This window comes from Streptomyces sp. NPDC058864 (genome assembly GCF_042742985.1).
Classification (GTDB): Bacteria; Actinomycetota; Actinomycetes; order Streptomycetales; family Streptomycetaceae; genus Actinacidiphila.
Window position 1 is genome coordinate 1 of record NZ_JBHYMQ010000118.1, and the last position, 14,220, is coordinate 14,220.

Below are 14,220 nucleotides of genomic sequence, written 5' to 3' on the forward strand. Positions count from 1 at the left end.
CGGGCGGGCTGTTGCCGGGCGGGGGGCCGCGCCGCGCCCCGCCCCGGGGGCGCGCCCCCCCCCCACGGTCGTCACTCCGTGCGGAGCGGGGTCAGCGGCACCTGGAGTGCCATCACCTCGTTGCCCGGTCCCGCGGTCCAGCCGCGGCCCGCATGGGGTGCCACCCGGGTGACGGCGTGCGGCAGCCGTACGCCGATCAGGTCTCCCTCGGTGGTGCTCTTCGGCCCGAGCAGCAGACCGCGGCGGGCCTTGCGGGCGCTGGACATCCAGCCGCTCATGCCGCCCTGGACACCGTCGGCGGTCGCGGCGTAGACGAGGCCGAGGCCCTGGTCGCGGCCGGACACCGTGATCTCCTTGAGGAGCTTGTCCGCGCCGGACATCGCCAGCAGGTCTGCGTCGTCGACCATCACCACCCGGGGACCGGGCAGCGCGGCGAGCGCGGAGCGCACCGCCTCCTCGGTCGGCTCGGTGTCGGTGATGACGCGGACCGTGGTGTGCCGGCTGAGTCCGCGCAGCGGGGACTCGCGCGGGGTGAGGACGACCAGCGAGGTACCGCCGGCGAGCAGCGAGACCGCCAGCGAGGCCAGTGTGTTGCTGCGCCCGGAGCCCGTGGGGCCGATGACGCCGAACACCGCGGACGCGCCCGCGAGGTCGACGCCGACCGGCTCTCCCCCGTCGCCGCCGATGCCCAGCAGGCCCCACAGGGGCCGCCGCTGCCCGGCGGGCACCTTGTCGTAGACGTCGGCGAACTCCGCCGACCGCGGCAGCGAGGCCACCGTGAAGGGGCGCCGCTCCTGCGGCACCCGCGCGTCGCGCTTGAGCGCCGCGGCCCCGATCTTGCGCAGCGCCTCGACCTGCTCGGTGCCGCCGCCCGGGGCGAGCAGCGCGACCTGGGTCTCGGTGCCGGTCAGGACGTGCCAGCCGCGACCGGGCGGGATGTCCGCGGGCAGCTTGCCGGGCTTCATGCCGACGGCCTGGACGTCGGAGCGGTCGCCGGGCCGCAGGAGCAGCCGGTGGTCGTTGTGGGCCGCCATGCGGCCGCTGAGCAGGGAACGTTCGGAGGTGCCGATGAAGTGGATGCCGGCGCCGGCGCCTTCGCGGACCAGGCGGACCATGTCCTGGTACATGTGGCTGTACTCGTGCTCGTCGAGCATGGCCGACAGGGCGTCCCAGCCGTCGACCAGCAGCAGGATGTGCGCCGGGCGTTCGGCCTTCGGAAGCACCTTGCGCAGCTCGTCGATACCCGTGGCGCTGTGCCGCTGCGCCAGCTCCTGGCGGTTGACGAGTTCCTGGTTGAGGCGGCGCAGCAGCCGTTCCAGCCGCTCGGTGTCGTGGCGGGGGACGACGGCGCCGCAGTGCGGGAGCGTGGTGAGCGCGGCCAGGCCGCCGCCGGCCGCGTCGATGCCGTAGAAGTGCACGTCGGCGGTGCTCAGGTGGCGGGCGGCGGAGCCGGCCAGGGTGCGCAGCACCTGGGTTCGGCCGGAACGGGGCGCACCGATGACGTACAGGTGGCCGAAGCTGCTGAGGTCGGCCGCGGCCACGTGGCGCTGCTGCAGCTGCGGCACGTCCTCCAGGGCGTACGGGACGAGCAGGCGTCCCTCGCGGACGGGGTTCATCGCCTCGAGGTCGTCGAGCAGGACCCGGCGTTCCAGCGCGGGCAGCCAGGGGCTGGGCTGCGGGGTGTAGTCCTCGAGTTGGTCCACGGCCCCGCGGATCTCGTCCACGAGGACCTGGAGGTCGGTGGGCGCGGGCGCCTGGGCGCTCTGGGTGAGGACGACTTCGGACGCGGCCGGGGCCGCGGCCCGTCCGAGTGCGTCCCAGGACAGTTCCGACGCCACGACGGGCTTGCGGGCGCCGCTCTCGGCCTCGGTCTCCGCCTCGCTCTTCGGCCGCGGCCGCTCGGCGCCGACCCACGCGGTCTGGAAGGGCTCGGCGGACTTCGGGCCGCGCCGCACCAGGGCACGGCCGGGGGTGGTGACGGAGATGTCGACGGCGTCGTTGACGTCGATGACGTCCTGGCTCTCGGACTGGTCGGTGACCCGCAGCGCGATCCGGAGGTTGGTGTTGGCGCGGATGTCGGCGGTCACGACACCGGCCGGACGCTGGGTGGCCAGGACCAGGTGGATGCCGAGCGACCGGCCGCGCTGGGCGATGCTGATGAGTCCCGGCACGAAGTCGGGCACCTCGCGCACCAGGGTGGCGAACTCGTCGATGACCAGCAGGAGCCGCGGAAGCGGCGCGAGCGTGGGGTCGGCGGCGCGCTTGGCCTGGTACTCGGGGAGGTCCTTGGCGTTGGTCGCCGCCAGGACGTGTTCACGGCGCATCAGCTCGGCGCCCAGCGACTCCAGGGCGCGCTCGACCAGGTGCGCGTCGAGGTCGGTGACCATGCCCAGGGTGTGCGGCAGGTTCGCGCACTCCTTGAAGGCGCTGCCGCCCTTGTAGTCGACGAGGACGAAGGTCAGCTCGTCGGGCCGGTTGGCGGCGGCGAGGGAGGCGACGAAGGTCTGCAGCAGCTCGGACTTGCCGGAGCCGGTGGTGCCGGCGACCAGTCCGTGCGGGCCGTCCTGGACGAGGTCGAGGGAGAAGGGGCCCTCGAAGCCGCTGCCGAGCACGAAGGAGGTCGCGGAGGGCCGGGACCGCCAGCCCGCCAGGATCTTCTCGGCGCTGGGCGGTTCCTGGTTCAGCAGGTCCAGCAGCTTCACGCGCTGCGGGAGTCCCGCGTCGTGCTCGGGGCTGACGTCTCGGACCGGCGCCACGGCGCGGGCGACCTGCTCGCACCACTCGGGCGTGACCTGGTCGGCGCGGACCGCCGGGACGTCGGGCGTGCCGGGGCGCTTGACGGTGAGCCGGCCTGCCGCGGCGAGCACCACTCCGGTGCTCTCCTCGGGCAGCAGCCGCTCCTGCTCGTCGAGGCACAGGCTGAAGACGCGTACGGCCGGGCCCTCGGTGAGGACCTGGACCATGCCGGGTACGTCGCGCAGCCGCCGGGCGCCGTCGGCGATCACCAGGAGGTCGGGGCCGATGAGGGCGCCGTTGCGGTCGGAACTCGTGGCCCGCTTGCGCACCTGGATCTGCGCGACCAGTTCCGACACGCGGGCCGCGGTCGACTCGGGGTCGTTGCCGATCAGGACGAGCGGGCCGCCGGGCGCGGCGGGCCGCACGTGCGGCAGCCAGCGCACCCAGGCCCATTCGTCGGCGCGGCTGGGCTCGGTGAGCAGCACGATCCGCAGGTCGCGGGGGCTGTGCAGCACCGCCGCCTGCACGGCCATCCAGCGGGCGAGCGGCTGAACCTCGGCCGCGGGGCCGGCCACGCCGACCACGCCGTGGCCGCTGAGATCCATGCCGACCGGGGCGTCGGGGATGTTCCAGCGGATGGTGCGGTGGTTCTCGTCGCGGGCGGGGTCCTCGAGTTCACGCAGCGAGGGCTGGTCGGCGGTGCCCAGCCGCAGGACGAGGTGGTCGGGGTCGTGGCGGCGCCGCTCCCAGAGCCGGCTGCCCGGTCCGGTGGCCATCAGGGCGACGGCGGCGGGGTCGGGGCCGGTGACGTGGCGTACCCGGCGCTCGCGGCCGACGGCCTCGCGGACGCCGTCCTCGACCACGGTCCGGCGCCGGTTGTACTGCCGGTCCGCCTCCTCGTACTCCTTGCGGGCCGTGCGGCGGCCGGTCACCCAGTTGGAGACCATCATCATCGGGCCGAGCAGGATGAAGGCGAGGAAGTAGTACGACTTGAAGATGGCGACCATGAAGAAGCCCATGATCACCGGGGCGATCATCATGGACGCGGGGAAGGGCCGCTTGGCCGGCGGTGTGGGCGGCGAGGGCAGCCGGACCCGCTCGCCGTCCAGGTGCGGGGCGATCCGCGGCGGGCGGTTGTAGTCGATGCCGAAGCCGTCCGCGGACTCGGTCACGGCGGCGTCCGCCTCGACCGGCGCGCTCATCCTCAGCAGGACGGAGCCGACGGTCAGGTCGTCACCGGGCGGCCACGGCACCGGCTGTCCCTGGGCGGCGGTGCGCTCGGTGGTGATCCGGTGGGGGCGGGTGCGGCGCAGGGCGGTGACCGCGTCGTCCGGCGGGGGCGCGGCGACCCGGCCGCGCACGTCGTCACCGGGCGCGGTGCCGGTGCGGTGCCAGTGGGCGGAGCCGTCGGCGCCGACCGTCACCCACAGGCCGCCCTCGGGGACGCCGTCGCCCTCGAGACGGATCGCGCAGAGCGGTCCGGAGCCGGCCTCGTGGCTGCCGAACCCGAGCCGCCAGGTACGCCCGGCCTGCGGTCCGGAGACCACGTGGACCTCGGCGAGCACCGGTCCGGCGTCGGTCCCGGCGCCGACGCGGACCCGGTCGGGGTCCCTGCCGGGGGCGCCGAGGCCCAGGACGCCGCCTTCGCGCAGTCCCGCCGCGTCGACGGGCGCGTCGGGGTCGAGCCGGCGGCCGTCGAGGTAGAGGTCGCGGCTTCGCGCCCCGTCCACGGCCTCCGAGAGGTCCGCGACGGTGGTGCGTGCGGGCAGCCCTACGAGGTGGTCGCGGCGCGCGCCGTCCGCGCCGTCCACGGTGGTGATGGTGAGGTTCACGGTCTTCCCAGTTCGGGCGTCACGAGGACGAGGAGCGTGCGGTGGCGGCGGAGACGCCCGCCGGTCCGAATGCGGTCGGCTCGGCGAGGTCGCCGTCCTCGTCGCCGGGTTCTGCGGCGGCGGGGGCGGCGGGGGCCGGGGCGGGCTGGGGGCGGGGGGCGGTCGCGGAGACGGCCATCGCGGTGGGCGGGAGCCCCGTCTCGACGAGGTCGTCGTCGGCGGACGGGGTGCGGAGCGCCTTGGGCGGGTTGGGGACTGCGCCGTCGTCGTCCCCGGGGACGGGCGGCAGGGTGTGCACCAGCCGGGAGACGACGCGGGCCAGGGGCAGCGCGTCGACCGTGAGGGCGGGCGGACCGCCGTGCAGGCGCAGGTGACCGTCCCGGTTCGCCTCGATGATCAGGGTGCTGTGGTGGGCGACGCCCAGGGTGAGCAGGCGCATGCCGGCCGGCCGGTTGCGTTCCGGTGCCTCGGCGCTCACGGCGTAGCCGCTGCCGGGGCGTTCGAAGACGTCGGCGGGGCCGTCGTGCCGGGGGTGCACCCCGGCACCGACCACGACGCGGCCGGCGGGGAGGCGGGCGTCGAGCTGGGCGGCGAGGGCCTGGAGGACCGCGCGGGCGGTACGCCGCTCACCGGTGACGGAGACCGCCGGGGGGACGGCCGTCAGGTCGAGCAGCACCGCGTCGGCACCGGCCCTGCCGAGGCAGACGAGTACGGGGGCCTCGCCTCCGTGCCCGGTCTCCGCGGCGGTGCCGAGGTCGGAGCGGCTGATCCACCACAGGCGCGGTTCGGCCGCGTCGCGGGCCCAAGGTTCGGGCAGCGCGCCCTCGCCGTGGCCGTGGGCGGAGTAGACGCCGACGACGTCGGTGCCGAGGAGCGCCGCGTACGGCCGGGCGTCGGGGCGTTCGGCGGCGGCGCGGCGCAGCGCGGTCGCGGCGTCCGTCCAGCCGGCGGAGTCGCGGAGCAGGCGGCCGAGCACCCGCAGGCCGCGGCGGTGCCGCAGCTCCGTGCGTACGGGCGTGGCGAAGGCACGGGCGGCCGTCGTCAGTTCGCGGGCGACGCGGCGGCGCAGTGCGCCCCAGCCGCCCTTGCGGCGGACGATCCAGTGCGCCAGGACGACGACGAGGATCAGCAGGCCGATGAGTCCGATGAGCCGGGTCCAGCCGGCGGGGGCGTTCACGCGGCCACTCCGTCCACGCCGCGGCGGGCGAGTTCGGCCCGCAGGGCCCGCACTCCGTGGTGGGTGCGGGACTTGACGGTGCCCCGCGGGACGCCCATCTCTGCGGCGGCGTCGGCCCCGGTCTGGTCCATGACGTGCACCCGGACGACCGCCTCGCGGTGGGCGGGCGGGAGGGCGCTCAGCGCTGCGAGCAGCACGGAACGGTCCTCGACGAGGCCGGCGTGGTCTCCGGCGTGCTCGAGCGCGGTGCCCGCGAAGTCCGCGGCGGTGATGCCGACGGGCACGGTGCGGTCACGGCGGCGGTGGTCCACCACGAGGTTGCGGGCGACCCGGAAGAGCCACATGCGGACCGGCCGCTCGTGCACGTCCAGCCGTCCGGCACGCTGCAGGGCGCGCAACAGGGTCTCCTGGAGCACGTCCTCCGCGGCGTGCACGTCGCGGCCCATGAGGCCCGTGACGAACCTCCGCAGGCTGTCGCGCTCGGCGATGATCAGGCTGGCGACAGCGCTGTGTCCGTCGGCGTCGCCGGTGTCGTGCCCGGCGAGGACGTCCGCCCCGCCGTCACGACAGTCGGACTCGTTCACACACATGGCGTAAAGATTAAGCTGCTGAACGAGATGCTCTGACCACAGTGTTGGCGCATATTCGATCATTCACTGTCACACTTGGTGAAATCTTAAACTATTGTTCACCTTGCCGAAATCGATGGGCGGACGCGCGCCCTACGCTTCCGCGCAGATTCCCGAGCCGACAGGAGACCACGTGCCTCCCCATCCCGATCCACGGGACCCCGAGGTTCTCGACGGGGCGAAGCCCCGTTTCGCGGACACCTTCGCCCGACGCCCCTCCCTGCCGCACCGGCGGCTGCTGCCGGACCGGCGGGCGTGGAGCGTGCTGGCGACCACGTCGGCCGTCATCGGCTGCGCGGTGCTGGTCGTGCCGCTGATGGCGCGAATTGACGTGCTGCCCGACAAGGGCGGCAAGGGCGACCCGGTGGCGGTGGCCGAGCCCAGCACGTTGCAGAGCGGCGTCCTGCCGGCGTCGCCCGGCACGAACGGCACCAAGGCCTCGCCCGCCGCGGGCGGCAACGTCCCGCCGGCCTCCGGGTCGCAGGGCGGGTCGAACGGCGGCGGTTCGGCGGGCGGCGCCGGCACCGGCGGCGGCGGTCTGCCGGCCGTGGGCACCGGCGGCTCCGGTGGCGGAAGCAGCTCCGGCGGCGGCAGCGCGACCGGCGGCGGTTCCGCCACCGGTGGTTCCGGCGGTTCCGGTGGCTCCGCAAGCTCCGGCGGCTCGTCGGGCTCCGGCTCCGGTTCCGGTACGTCGGCCGGCCAGCCGACGCCCAGCAAGACCCAGCAGACGGCCACCGTGCCCGGCGTGCGGATCCGCAGCGTGCAGAGCGGCCGCTGCATCGCGGTCAGCGGCGCGAAGAACAGCACCGGTCGCGACGGCGCCCGGCTGCAGATCCAGGACTGCGACGGCGGCGCCTGGCAGAAGTGGGACTTCCGCTCCGACGGGACCGTCCGCTCCTTCGGGATGTGCATGGACCTGGCCGGCGCCTCGTTCACGAACGGTGCGGTCATACAGCTGGCCCGCTGCAACGGCGGCTGGGCCCAGCAGTTCAGGCTCAACACCTCGAACGACCTGACCGTCAAGGACAAGTGCGTCGACGTGCTCGACAAGGGCACGTCCAGCGGCACCCCGCTCCAGCTGTGGACGTGCTACGGGACGGCGAACCAGAAGTGGGCCAAGGCCTGACGGTTCTCGCGTGATGCCGTCCCCGCCCCTCCCCGGGGCGGGGACGGCATCGCCGTTCCGGCGTACGGGCGCCGCCCCGGCCGTCAGCCCCGGTCGTCCGCGAGGACCACCGACCGCGTGAGGTGCCGCGGCGCGTCCGGGTCGAGGCCGCGTGCCGTGCCGAGCGCGGCGGCCAGCCGCTGGACGACGATCAGGTCGGCGAGCGGGTCGCGCCCCAGGGCGACCAGCCGGCCGCCGGTGCGCGCGATCTCCCCCTCCAGCCCCGCCGGAAGTTCCGCGGGGTCGCCGAACCACCACGCCACCCGGCCCGGACCGGTGACGCTGATCGGGCCGTGCCGGTACTCCATGACCGGGTACGCCTCCGTCCAGGCCCCGGCCGCCTCACGCATCTTGAGCGCCGCCTCCTGTGCGACGCCGTAAGCCCAACCGCGGCCGAGGAAGGTGAACTGCTCGGTCTCCAGAAGTCCTTCGGGCAGCGGCCCGGCGAGCGCCGCCTCCGCCTGGGCGGGCAGGCCGGTGAGGTCCTCCCCCAGCAGGGCGCGCAGCAGGACCAGTTCGGTGGTGGCGAAGCGGGTCTGGACGACCGAGGTCTCGTCGGCGAAGTCCAGTACCACCGCCGCGTCGGCCAGTTCCATGACGGGGGTGGCGGGATCGGCGGTGACGGCCACGGTGGGGGTGGTGCCGCGCAGCCGGGCCAGCACCTCGAGCACCTCGGTCGTCGTGCCGGAACGGGTGAGGGCGACCACCCGGTCGTAGGTCCGGCCGGCCGGCGTCTCCGAGGCGGCGAAGGCGTCCGTCTCGCCCTGGCCGGCCCTCTCGCGGAGCACCGCGTAGGCGTGCGCCATGAACCACGAGGTGCCACAGCCCACGACCGCCACCCGCTCGCCGGGCCGCGGCATCGCGGCCCGCCAGGGCGCGTCCCCGTCGCCCGCGAGCGCGATGGCGCGACGCCAGCAGTCCGGCTGGGTCGCCGTCTCGGTCTCGGTCCTGCTCCGGTCCGCGTTCCGCGTCTCACTCCGGCTCATCGATGGACTCCGTCCCTCTCCGGCGGCCCTTGACATCGAGCACGCCCGCTCGAGCATCATGTGTGAAGTTGCTCGACTCTAGCAATTTTCCTGCAGAAAATTGCATGCTGCGTGATGAGGCAGCGGGACGGCGGAAGGGGGGCGGTGGCCCGTGCGACGGCAGGCCAGGTCAGGCGCGGACGACCTCCACGCCGACGGCAGTGAAGGGCTCCACGAGAGCGGCCGGGGCGTTCCCGTCCGTCACCAGGACGTCGACGTCCTCCACCGGGCAGATCCGCGCGAAGGCCCGCTTCCCCAGCTTGGACGCGTCGGCCACCACCACGACCCGCTCGGCGCGCCGGGCGAGCGCCCGGTTGATGCTGGCCTCGCCCTCGTGCCGGGCCGCCGCGCCATGGGCCACGTCGAGCGCGTCCACGCCGAGGAAGACCAGGTCGAGGGTGAGCTGCGCGAGCAGTTCCGCGGCCAGCGGCCCGATCAGCTCGTACGAGGCCGGGCGCGCGACGCCGCCGGTCACCACCAGCTTCACGTGCCGCCGGACGGCCAGTTCCCCCGCGATGTTCAGCGCGTTGGTGACGACCGTGAGCGCGGTCTCTGCCCCGCTGTCGGCGAGGTCGGCCCGCGCGGCCAGGGCCCGGGCGACCTCGGTGGTCGTGGTGCCGCCGTTGAGTCCCACCACCGCGCCCGGCTTCACCAGGGCCGCCGCCGCCCGGGCGATACGCTCCTTCTCCGGTGCGTTGCGGGCGGCCTTGTAGCGCAGCGGCAGGTCGTAGGCGATGGCGTTGATCACCGCGCCGCCGTGGGTGCGGGTGACCATGTTCTGCCGGGCCAGTTCGTCCAGGTCGCGCCGGATCGTCGCGGCGGAGACCGCCAGTTCGGCGGCGGCCGGTTCTACCTCGACGCTCCCGTCCCGGGTCAGCATCTCCAGCAGCGCGCTCCATCGGGCCTGTGGTCCCGCCATCTCCTCGTCCCCTGTCGTCGGCTGTGCGGGCCCGGCGTCGCGTCCATGCGCGGCCGCGTACGTTTCTGCGGCTTCACCGGGCTGAATCATCACGTTCGCGCAACATCATCCCATCGAGAGGTCGCCGCGTCATGCCGCTGGTCCCCACCGCCGAACTCGTCCGCGCGGCGCACGCCGACGGACGCGGGATAGGCGCCTTCAACGTCATCACCCTGGAGCACGCGGAGGCGGTCGTCGCCGGCGCGGAGGCCGCGGGGCGGCCCGTGGTCTGCCAGATCAGCGAGAACGCGGTCCGCTTCCACGGCGGTTCACTCGCCCCGATCGCCCTCGCGACCGCCGCGGTCGCCGAGTCCGCCGCGGTCCCGGTGGGTCTCCACCTCGACCACGTCACCGACGAGGACCTGCTGCGCCGCGCCGCCGACTGCGGCTTCGGCTCCGTGATGTTCGACGCGTCCGCGCTCCCCCACGACCGCAACGTCGCCGCCACCCGCGCCGCCGCGAACTGGGCGCACGACCGCGGTCTGTGGCTGGAGGCGGAACTCGGCGAGATAGGCGGCAAGGACGGCGTGCACGCTCCCGGCGCCCGTACCGACCCCGCCGAGGCCGCCGGCTTCGTGGCCGCCACCGGGATCGACGCCCTCGCCGTGGCGGTCGGCAGCTCGCACGCCATGACGACCCGCACGGCCCGGCTCGACCACGCGCTGATCGCCCGCCTCCGCGGTGCGGTGTCCGTCCCGCTGGTCCTGCACGGCTCCACCGGCGTACCCGACGAGGAACTGCGCCGGGCCGTCGCCGGGGGCATGGTCAAGATCAACATCGGCACGGCGCTGAACATCGCCTTCACCGGTGCGGTACGCGACTTCCTCGCGGCGGACTCCGCCACCGTCGACCCCCGCCGTTACCTGTCCTCCGCGCGCACGCGGATGGCCGCGGCAGTGGAGGGCGCCCTGCGCGTCCTCGGCTGACGGCGGACGGCTGACGGGCGGGCGGCGGCGGGCGGGCGGCGGCCCGGCGGATGCCGCCTGTCAGCTCCGGCCCGCCGCCCGGAGCTGCCGCAGCGTCCAGCCGCGCCCGCCCGGGTCGAGCGGGCGTGTGGCGGCGGTGAACAGCTCCGCCGCGCGCCGGTAGGACAGGCGCCCGCGGCCGGTGCGGAACAGCGGCCCGTCGATGCGCCCGAGCACGAGCAGCGGCAGCAGCCGGGCCGATCCGTCCCCCCAGCGCAGCGGCACCCCCGCGCGCCCGCGGGTACGGCCGCCGGGCAGGTCGAGGTCGTCGACGTCGAGCGCGAGGAGCCGCTCGATGGGTGCCCCCGTCTCGTGCAGCAGATGCCAGAAGGCCTGTTCCCGCAGCGGTGCCGCCAGCCGCAGGATCTCGCGCACCTGGTCGGCCCCGGGTCCGGACCCGACCCGGCGTGCCTTCGGTACGGGCAGTGCCCGCAGGCCGTCCGTGGGGTCGCCGGACAGCCAGCCCTCCGCGCGCCACCATGTCACGGCACTGCAGAGGACGGACAGTTCGCGGTTGGCGGTGCGGGCGCCGACCGCCGCGGACCGTGCCGCGAAGGCGTCACGGAGCCGTCCCGAGGTGCCCGGTGCGTCGAGCAGGGCCAGCGGGACCGCCGGGGGTTCCGCGTTGCGGCGCCCCCCGCCGACGGGCGGGGGGCGGTCGACGAGCCCCCAGGCCCAGGTGGCCAGTGCGATCCGGTAGACCCGCCGCGACCCCGTGCCCAGTCCGGAGGCGGCGAGGAAACGGTCGACGGCCACGGCGTACTCCACCGGCTGGGTCATGCGGCGCCCGCCCCTCCCTCGTTCGACCCGCGGTTCGGGATCGACCGCAGTAAATGGCCCTGTGTCGTGAACCGCAGCCATCATAAGTTGATTCGACCCGACTCAATAATTTTTTTCGCGGGCCTGGCGTGTCGCCACGCGCCCCCTGCACGCTGCCGCCCATGGCACTCGATCTCCGCCCCGCGGTCCTGCGGGAACGCGACTTCCGTCGCTTCTTCCTCGGCTACGCCACCTCGCTGTTCGGATCGTCGATGGCGTCCGTCGCACTGGCCTTCGCGGTCCTGGAGACCGGTGGCGGTGGCACCGAGCTCGGCCTGGTCCTGGCGGCCCGGATCCTGCCGCTGGTGCTGGTGCTGCTCGCGGGCGGCGTCCTCACCGACCGCTGGGGCAGCCGGCAGGTCATGCTCGCGGCGGACGCCCTACGCTGCCTCACCCAGGCCGGCCTCGCCCTCGCCCTCCTGGGCGGCGATCCGCACATGGCCACCCTGATCGCGCTGGTCGTCGTCTGGGGCGCGGCCGAGGCCCTGTTCACCCCGGCCCTCGACGCGCTCGTCCCGCGCATCGTGCGGGGCGACGCGCTCGCCGACGGCAACGCGCTGCTCGGCGTGGCCCGGTCGGCGGCCTCCATCGCGGGCCCGGCGCTCGCCGGCGTCCTCACTGCGGCCGCGGGCGCTTCCGCGGTCCTCGCGGTCGACGCCGTCAGTTACGGGGTGAGCGTCTTCGCGCTGCTCCTGCTGCCGCGGACCGTCCGGGCCGCCGGCGCCGCCCCGTCCTTCGTGGCGGAACTGCGCGAGGGCTGGGCGGAGTTCCGCTCCCGGACCTGGCTGTGGGTCACCTCGGTCCACGTCTGCCTGTTCAACCTCCTCGTATGGGCGCCGTTCCTCGTTCTCGGGCCGCTGGTCGCCCAGCGGGACCTCGGCGGGCCGGCCTCGTGGGGCCTGGTCATGGCGCTGTACGGGGCGGGAGCGGTCGCCGGCGGCATGGCGATGCTGGGGCGACGGCCCCGCCGCCCGCTGCTCGTGGGCACGGCGGCCACCGCTGGCTGGGCGATGCCGTCGGCCGCCCTCGCCACCGGGCTGCCGCTGCCGTGGATCTGCGCCGCCGCGCTGGCGGCCGGTGCCGGCTCGGCCGTGTGCGGCACCCTCTACTCGACGGTCACCCAGTCGCAGGTGCCGCCCGGAGCGCTCGCCCGGGTCAGCGCGTACGGCGCGTTCGGTGCCTTCGCGCTCGGACCGGTGGGCCTCGCCGCGGCCGGTCCGCTCTCCGTCCTGTTCGGCACCGCGGGGGTGCTGGGTTTCGGCGCGGTCTGGCAACTGGCCGCGGTGGCCGTCGTCCTGACGCTTCCCGCCGTACGGTCGGCCCTCCTGCGACCCGGGGCCACGGCCCCGGCCCCCGGTGGGAACCGGGACGCGAGCGGCAGCCCCTCCCCCTCGTCCTGAACCCCGCGGCGCCCGCGGCCGCCGGGACGCCGTCGCGTACGCGGAACTCGTACGCGGCGCTCAAAAGCCGGGCGGCGACGGCGGCTGACCGGCCGACGTGCGGGATCTCTCGGCCGCCTGGGCGGGAGTGTCGTAGTAGCCCGGCCTGGCCAGGAGCACCGTGCTGAAGTAGTGGCCCTGCCGCTCCCCCGGCTCGTCGTCCGCCGCGAAGGGGCGCCAGAAGCTCAGCAGCAGGTCGGAGGCGACGAACGAGGCGGGCTCGTCGGGGTCCTCCTCGATCGTGGCGTGCTCGCGCATCCGCCGGACGACCTCCCGAGCCGGGAGGGCGAACACGTCCAGGCCCCGGAACAGCACGCGATCCGCCGGGGTGTGCGGTCTGCCCAGCTCCACCGCCTGGAGTTCACCGCCCAGGCAGTCAACGCCGATCATCAACCCGCTCGGCCGGAACACATGCTGCCCGGGCCGGTCGGGCTCCGAGAGGGCGGCCGGGTCGCGGAAGGAGGCCGGGGCGTCGGCGGCGGCTCGCCGTTCCATCCCGATCCGCAGTCGGCCGACGCCGACGGGTGGGAGGAGTTCGAGAGCCATCGGGGCATCATGCCGAACGGCCTGGCCGGCCCGGACGGTGAGGCACCGGAGCCAGTCCGGGGGCTGCCCCCTTCCCCGGGTCAGCCGAGCCGCAGCAGGCAGCCCGCCGCGAGGACCGCGACCAGCAGGAACACCGCGCAGGCCGCCACCGCCGCGACGTTGAGCGCCGGGCCGCCGCCCGCGCGAGGCAGACAGGGGCGGTCCAGGGGCAGTTCGGCCCAGCAGGTGGTCGCGCCGTGCCGGACGGTCATGCCGTGGTCGGACGCGAGAGCGGCGACGATCGGCAGGCCCCGCCCGTGTTCGTCCGGCGGCACGCACTCCCCGTCGCCGCACGCGGCGGGCCCCGCGTCGGTGACCACGATGCGCAGACCTCGGCGATCCTCCCCCGGGACGAGGCACAGCTCGGCGGGGGACGTGCCGTGCGTGACGGCGTTGGTGACCAGTTCGGAGACGACCAGGACGGCGTCGTCCGCCGCCCCCGCCGGGACCTGTGACAGGTCCAGGGCGCGGCGCACCCGCCGGCGCAGGGTGCCCAGTTCGCGGGGGTCGTGCGGGACGGGGAAGCGCAGGACGCCTCCGGAAGCCTGCACGTGGCGGAGCCGCCGGGGGCAGGGGGCCGCGGACAGGACGTCCAGGACTCGGCCCAGGCCGTCCCGGACGGGGCAGCCGGTCGGCAGGGCCGGCGCGTGGGGCGTCATGGGGACCTCGGTGGGGTGCGGGAGGGAGGGGTCAGGACCTGGCCTCGATGGTGCGCCCGGGAACGGCGCGCACGCCATGACCGGCCTCCTCCGTGGTGGAAGGCCCTGCCTCCCATCACGGAGGGGGTCACGGCACGTCAGCGGCCGGCGGTCTGGCCGCCGTCCACGGGAAGGGTCACACCCGTCACGAAGGGGGCCTGCTCCAGGTAGAGCACCGCCCCGACGATGTCC

11 protein-coding genes are annotated in these 14,220 nt (G+C 75.1%); 3 read left to right on the forward strand and 8 right to left on the reverse strand.

Features of this window, described 5'->3' with window-relative positions:
* Nucleotides 1–71: 71 nt before the first annotated feature.
* From ACFW3D_RS40625 to ACFW3D_RS40635, 3 genes are read right to left on the reverse strand one after another with little or no spacing between them, the layout of a single operon-like run.
* Entirely contained in the window at nucleotides 72–4,568 is a 4,497-nt protein-coding gene (locus tag ACFW3D_RS40625; protein ID WP_500513403.1) for an FtsK/SpoIIIE domain-containing protein, read from the reverse strand.
* 19 nt (nucleotides 4,569–4,587) lie between these two features.
* Nucleotides 4,588–5,745 (reverse strand): hypothetical protein, encoded by a 1,158-nt coding sequence (locus tag ACFW3D_RS40630; RefSeq protein WP_500513405.1) that lies wholly within the window; start codon nucleotides 5,743–5,745, stop codon nucleotides 4,588–4,590.
* Nucleotides 5,742–6,335 carry a sigma-70 family RNA polymerase sigma factor gene (locus tag ACFW3D_RS40635; RefSeq protein WP_500513407.1) on the reverse strand — a complete coding sequence of 198 codons (594 nt, stop codon included), beginning with the start codon at nucleotides 6,333–6,335 and terminating at the stop codon, nucleotides 5,742–5,744. Before ACFW3D_RS40635 ends, ACFW3D_RS40630 begins: the two co-directional genes overlap by 4 nt.
* Nucleotides 6,336–6,507: 172 nt before the next feature.
* Between ACFW3D_RS40635 and ACFW3D_RS40640 the strand changes: the two genes are divergently transcribed.
* Nucleotides 6,508–7,500, forward strand: a complete 993-nt coding sequence (locus tag ACFW3D_RS40640) for a ricin-type beta-trefoil lectin domain protein (protein ID WP_500513409.1) — start codon at nucleotides 6,508–6,510, stop codon at nucleotides 7,498–7,500.
* 83 nt (nucleotides 7,501–7,583) lie between these two features.
* On the opposite strand, the gene ACFW3D_RS40645 is transcribed toward ACFW3D_RS40640, so the two are convergent.
* Both ACFW3D_RS40645 and ACFW3D_RS40650 read right to left on the reverse strand, forming a co-directional pair.
* Nucleotides 7,584–8,525, reverse strand: a complete 942-nt coding sequence (locus ACFW3D_RS40645) for an SIS domain-containing protein (protein ID WP_500513411.1) — start codon at nucleotides 8,523–8,525, stop codon at nucleotides 7,584–7,586.
* Nucleotides 8,526–8,694: 169 nt separating this feature from the next.
* Nucleotides 8,695–9,483 carry a DeoR/GlpR family DNA-binding transcription regulator gene (locus ACFW3D_RS40650; protein ID WP_500513413.1) on the reverse strand — a complete coding sequence of 263 codons (789 nt, stop codon included), beginning with the start codon at nucleotides 9,481–9,483 and terminating at the stop codon, nucleotides 8,695–8,697.
* Nucleotides 9,484–9,614: 131 nt separating this feature from the next.
* Here ACFW3D_RS40650 and ACFW3D_RS40655 point away from each other — a divergent pair, with 131 nt between their 5' ends.
* Nucleotides 9,615–10,448, forward strand: coding sequence for a class II fructose-bisphosphate aldolase (locus ACFW3D_RS40655; RefSeq protein ID WP_500513415.1), 834 nt, complete (start codon nucleotides 9,615–9,617; stop codon nucleotides 10,446–10,448).
* A 60-nt stretch (nucleotides 10,449–10,508) separates the two neighbouring features.
* On the opposite strand, the gene ACFW3D_RS40660 is transcribed toward ACFW3D_RS40655, so the two are convergent.
* Complete coding sequence (locus ACFW3D_RS40660) at nucleotides 10,509–11,267, reverse strand: hypothetical protein (protein WP_500513417.1); 759 nt, start codon at nucleotides 11,265–11,267, stop codon at nucleotides 10,509–10,511.
* Between the two features lie 161 nt (nucleotides 11,268–11,428).
* Here ACFW3D_RS40660 and ACFW3D_RS40665 point away from each other — a divergent pair, with 161 nt between their 5' ends.
* Entirely contained in the window at nucleotides 11,429–12,706 is a 1,278-nt protein-coding gene (locus ACFW3D_RS40665) for an MFS transporter (RefSeq protein WP_500513419.1), read from the forward strand.
* A gap of 60 nt (nucleotides 12,707–12,766) precedes the next feature.
* Here the strand turns inward: ACFW3D_RS40665 and ACFW3D_RS40670 are convergent, their stop codons facing one another.
* Both ACFW3D_RS40670 and ACFW3D_RS40675 read right to left on the reverse strand, forming a co-directional pair.
* The gene (locus ACFW3D_RS40670; RefSeq protein WP_500513421.1) at nucleotides 12,767–13,291 is read right to left on the reverse strand and encodes a hypothetical protein; all 525 of its coding nucleotides are present in this window, start codon (nucleotides 13,289–13,291) and stop codon (nucleotides 12,767–12,769) included.
* A gap of 80 nt (nucleotides 13,292–13,371) precedes the next feature.
* Nucleotides 13,372–13,989 carry an ATP-binding protein gene (locus tag ACFW3D_RS40675; protein WP_500513423.1) on the reverse strand — a complete coding sequence of 206 codons (618 nt, stop codon included), beginning with the start codon at nucleotides 13,987–13,989 and terminating at the stop codon, nucleotides 13,372–13,374.
* Nucleotides 13,990–14,220 lie beyond the last annotated feature (231 nt).

Bases quoted from the DNA above. Each gene is read 5' to 3' on its own strand.
- ACFW3D_RS40665 (WP_500513419.1), top strand. From the start codon at position 11,429: ATGGCACTCGATCTCCGCCCCGCGGTCCTGCGGGAACGCGACTTCCGT.
- ACFW3D_RS40675 (WP_500513423.1), bottom strand. From the start codon at position 13,989: ATGACGCCCCACGCGCCGGCCCTGCCGACCGGCTGCCCCGTCCGGGAC.
- ACFW3D_RS40670 (WP_500513421.1), bottom strand. From the start codon at position 13,291: ATGGCTCTCGAACTCCTCCCACCCGTCGGCGTCGGCCGACTGCGGATC.
- ACFW3D_RS40655 (WP_500513415.1), top strand. From the start codon at position 9,615: ATGCCGCTGGTCCCCACCGCCGAACTCGTCCGCGCGGCGCACGCCGAC.
- ACFW3D_RS40660 (WP_500513417.1), bottom strand. From the start codon at position 11,267: ATGACCCAGCCGGTGGAGTACGCCGTGGCCGTCGACCGTTTCCTCGCC.
- ACFW3D_RS40645 (WP_500513411.1), bottom strand. From the start codon at position 8,525: ATGAGCCGGAGTGAGACGCGGAACGCGGACCGGAGCAGGACCGAGACC.
- ACFW3D_RS40650 (WP_500513413.1), bottom strand. From the start codon at position 9,483: ATGGCGGGACCACAGGCCCGATGGAGCGCGCTGCTGGAGATGCTGACC.
- ACFW3D_RS40635 (WP_500513407.1), bottom strand. From the start codon at position 6,335: ATGTGTGTGAACGAGTCCGACTGTCGTGACGGCGGGGCGGACGTCCTC.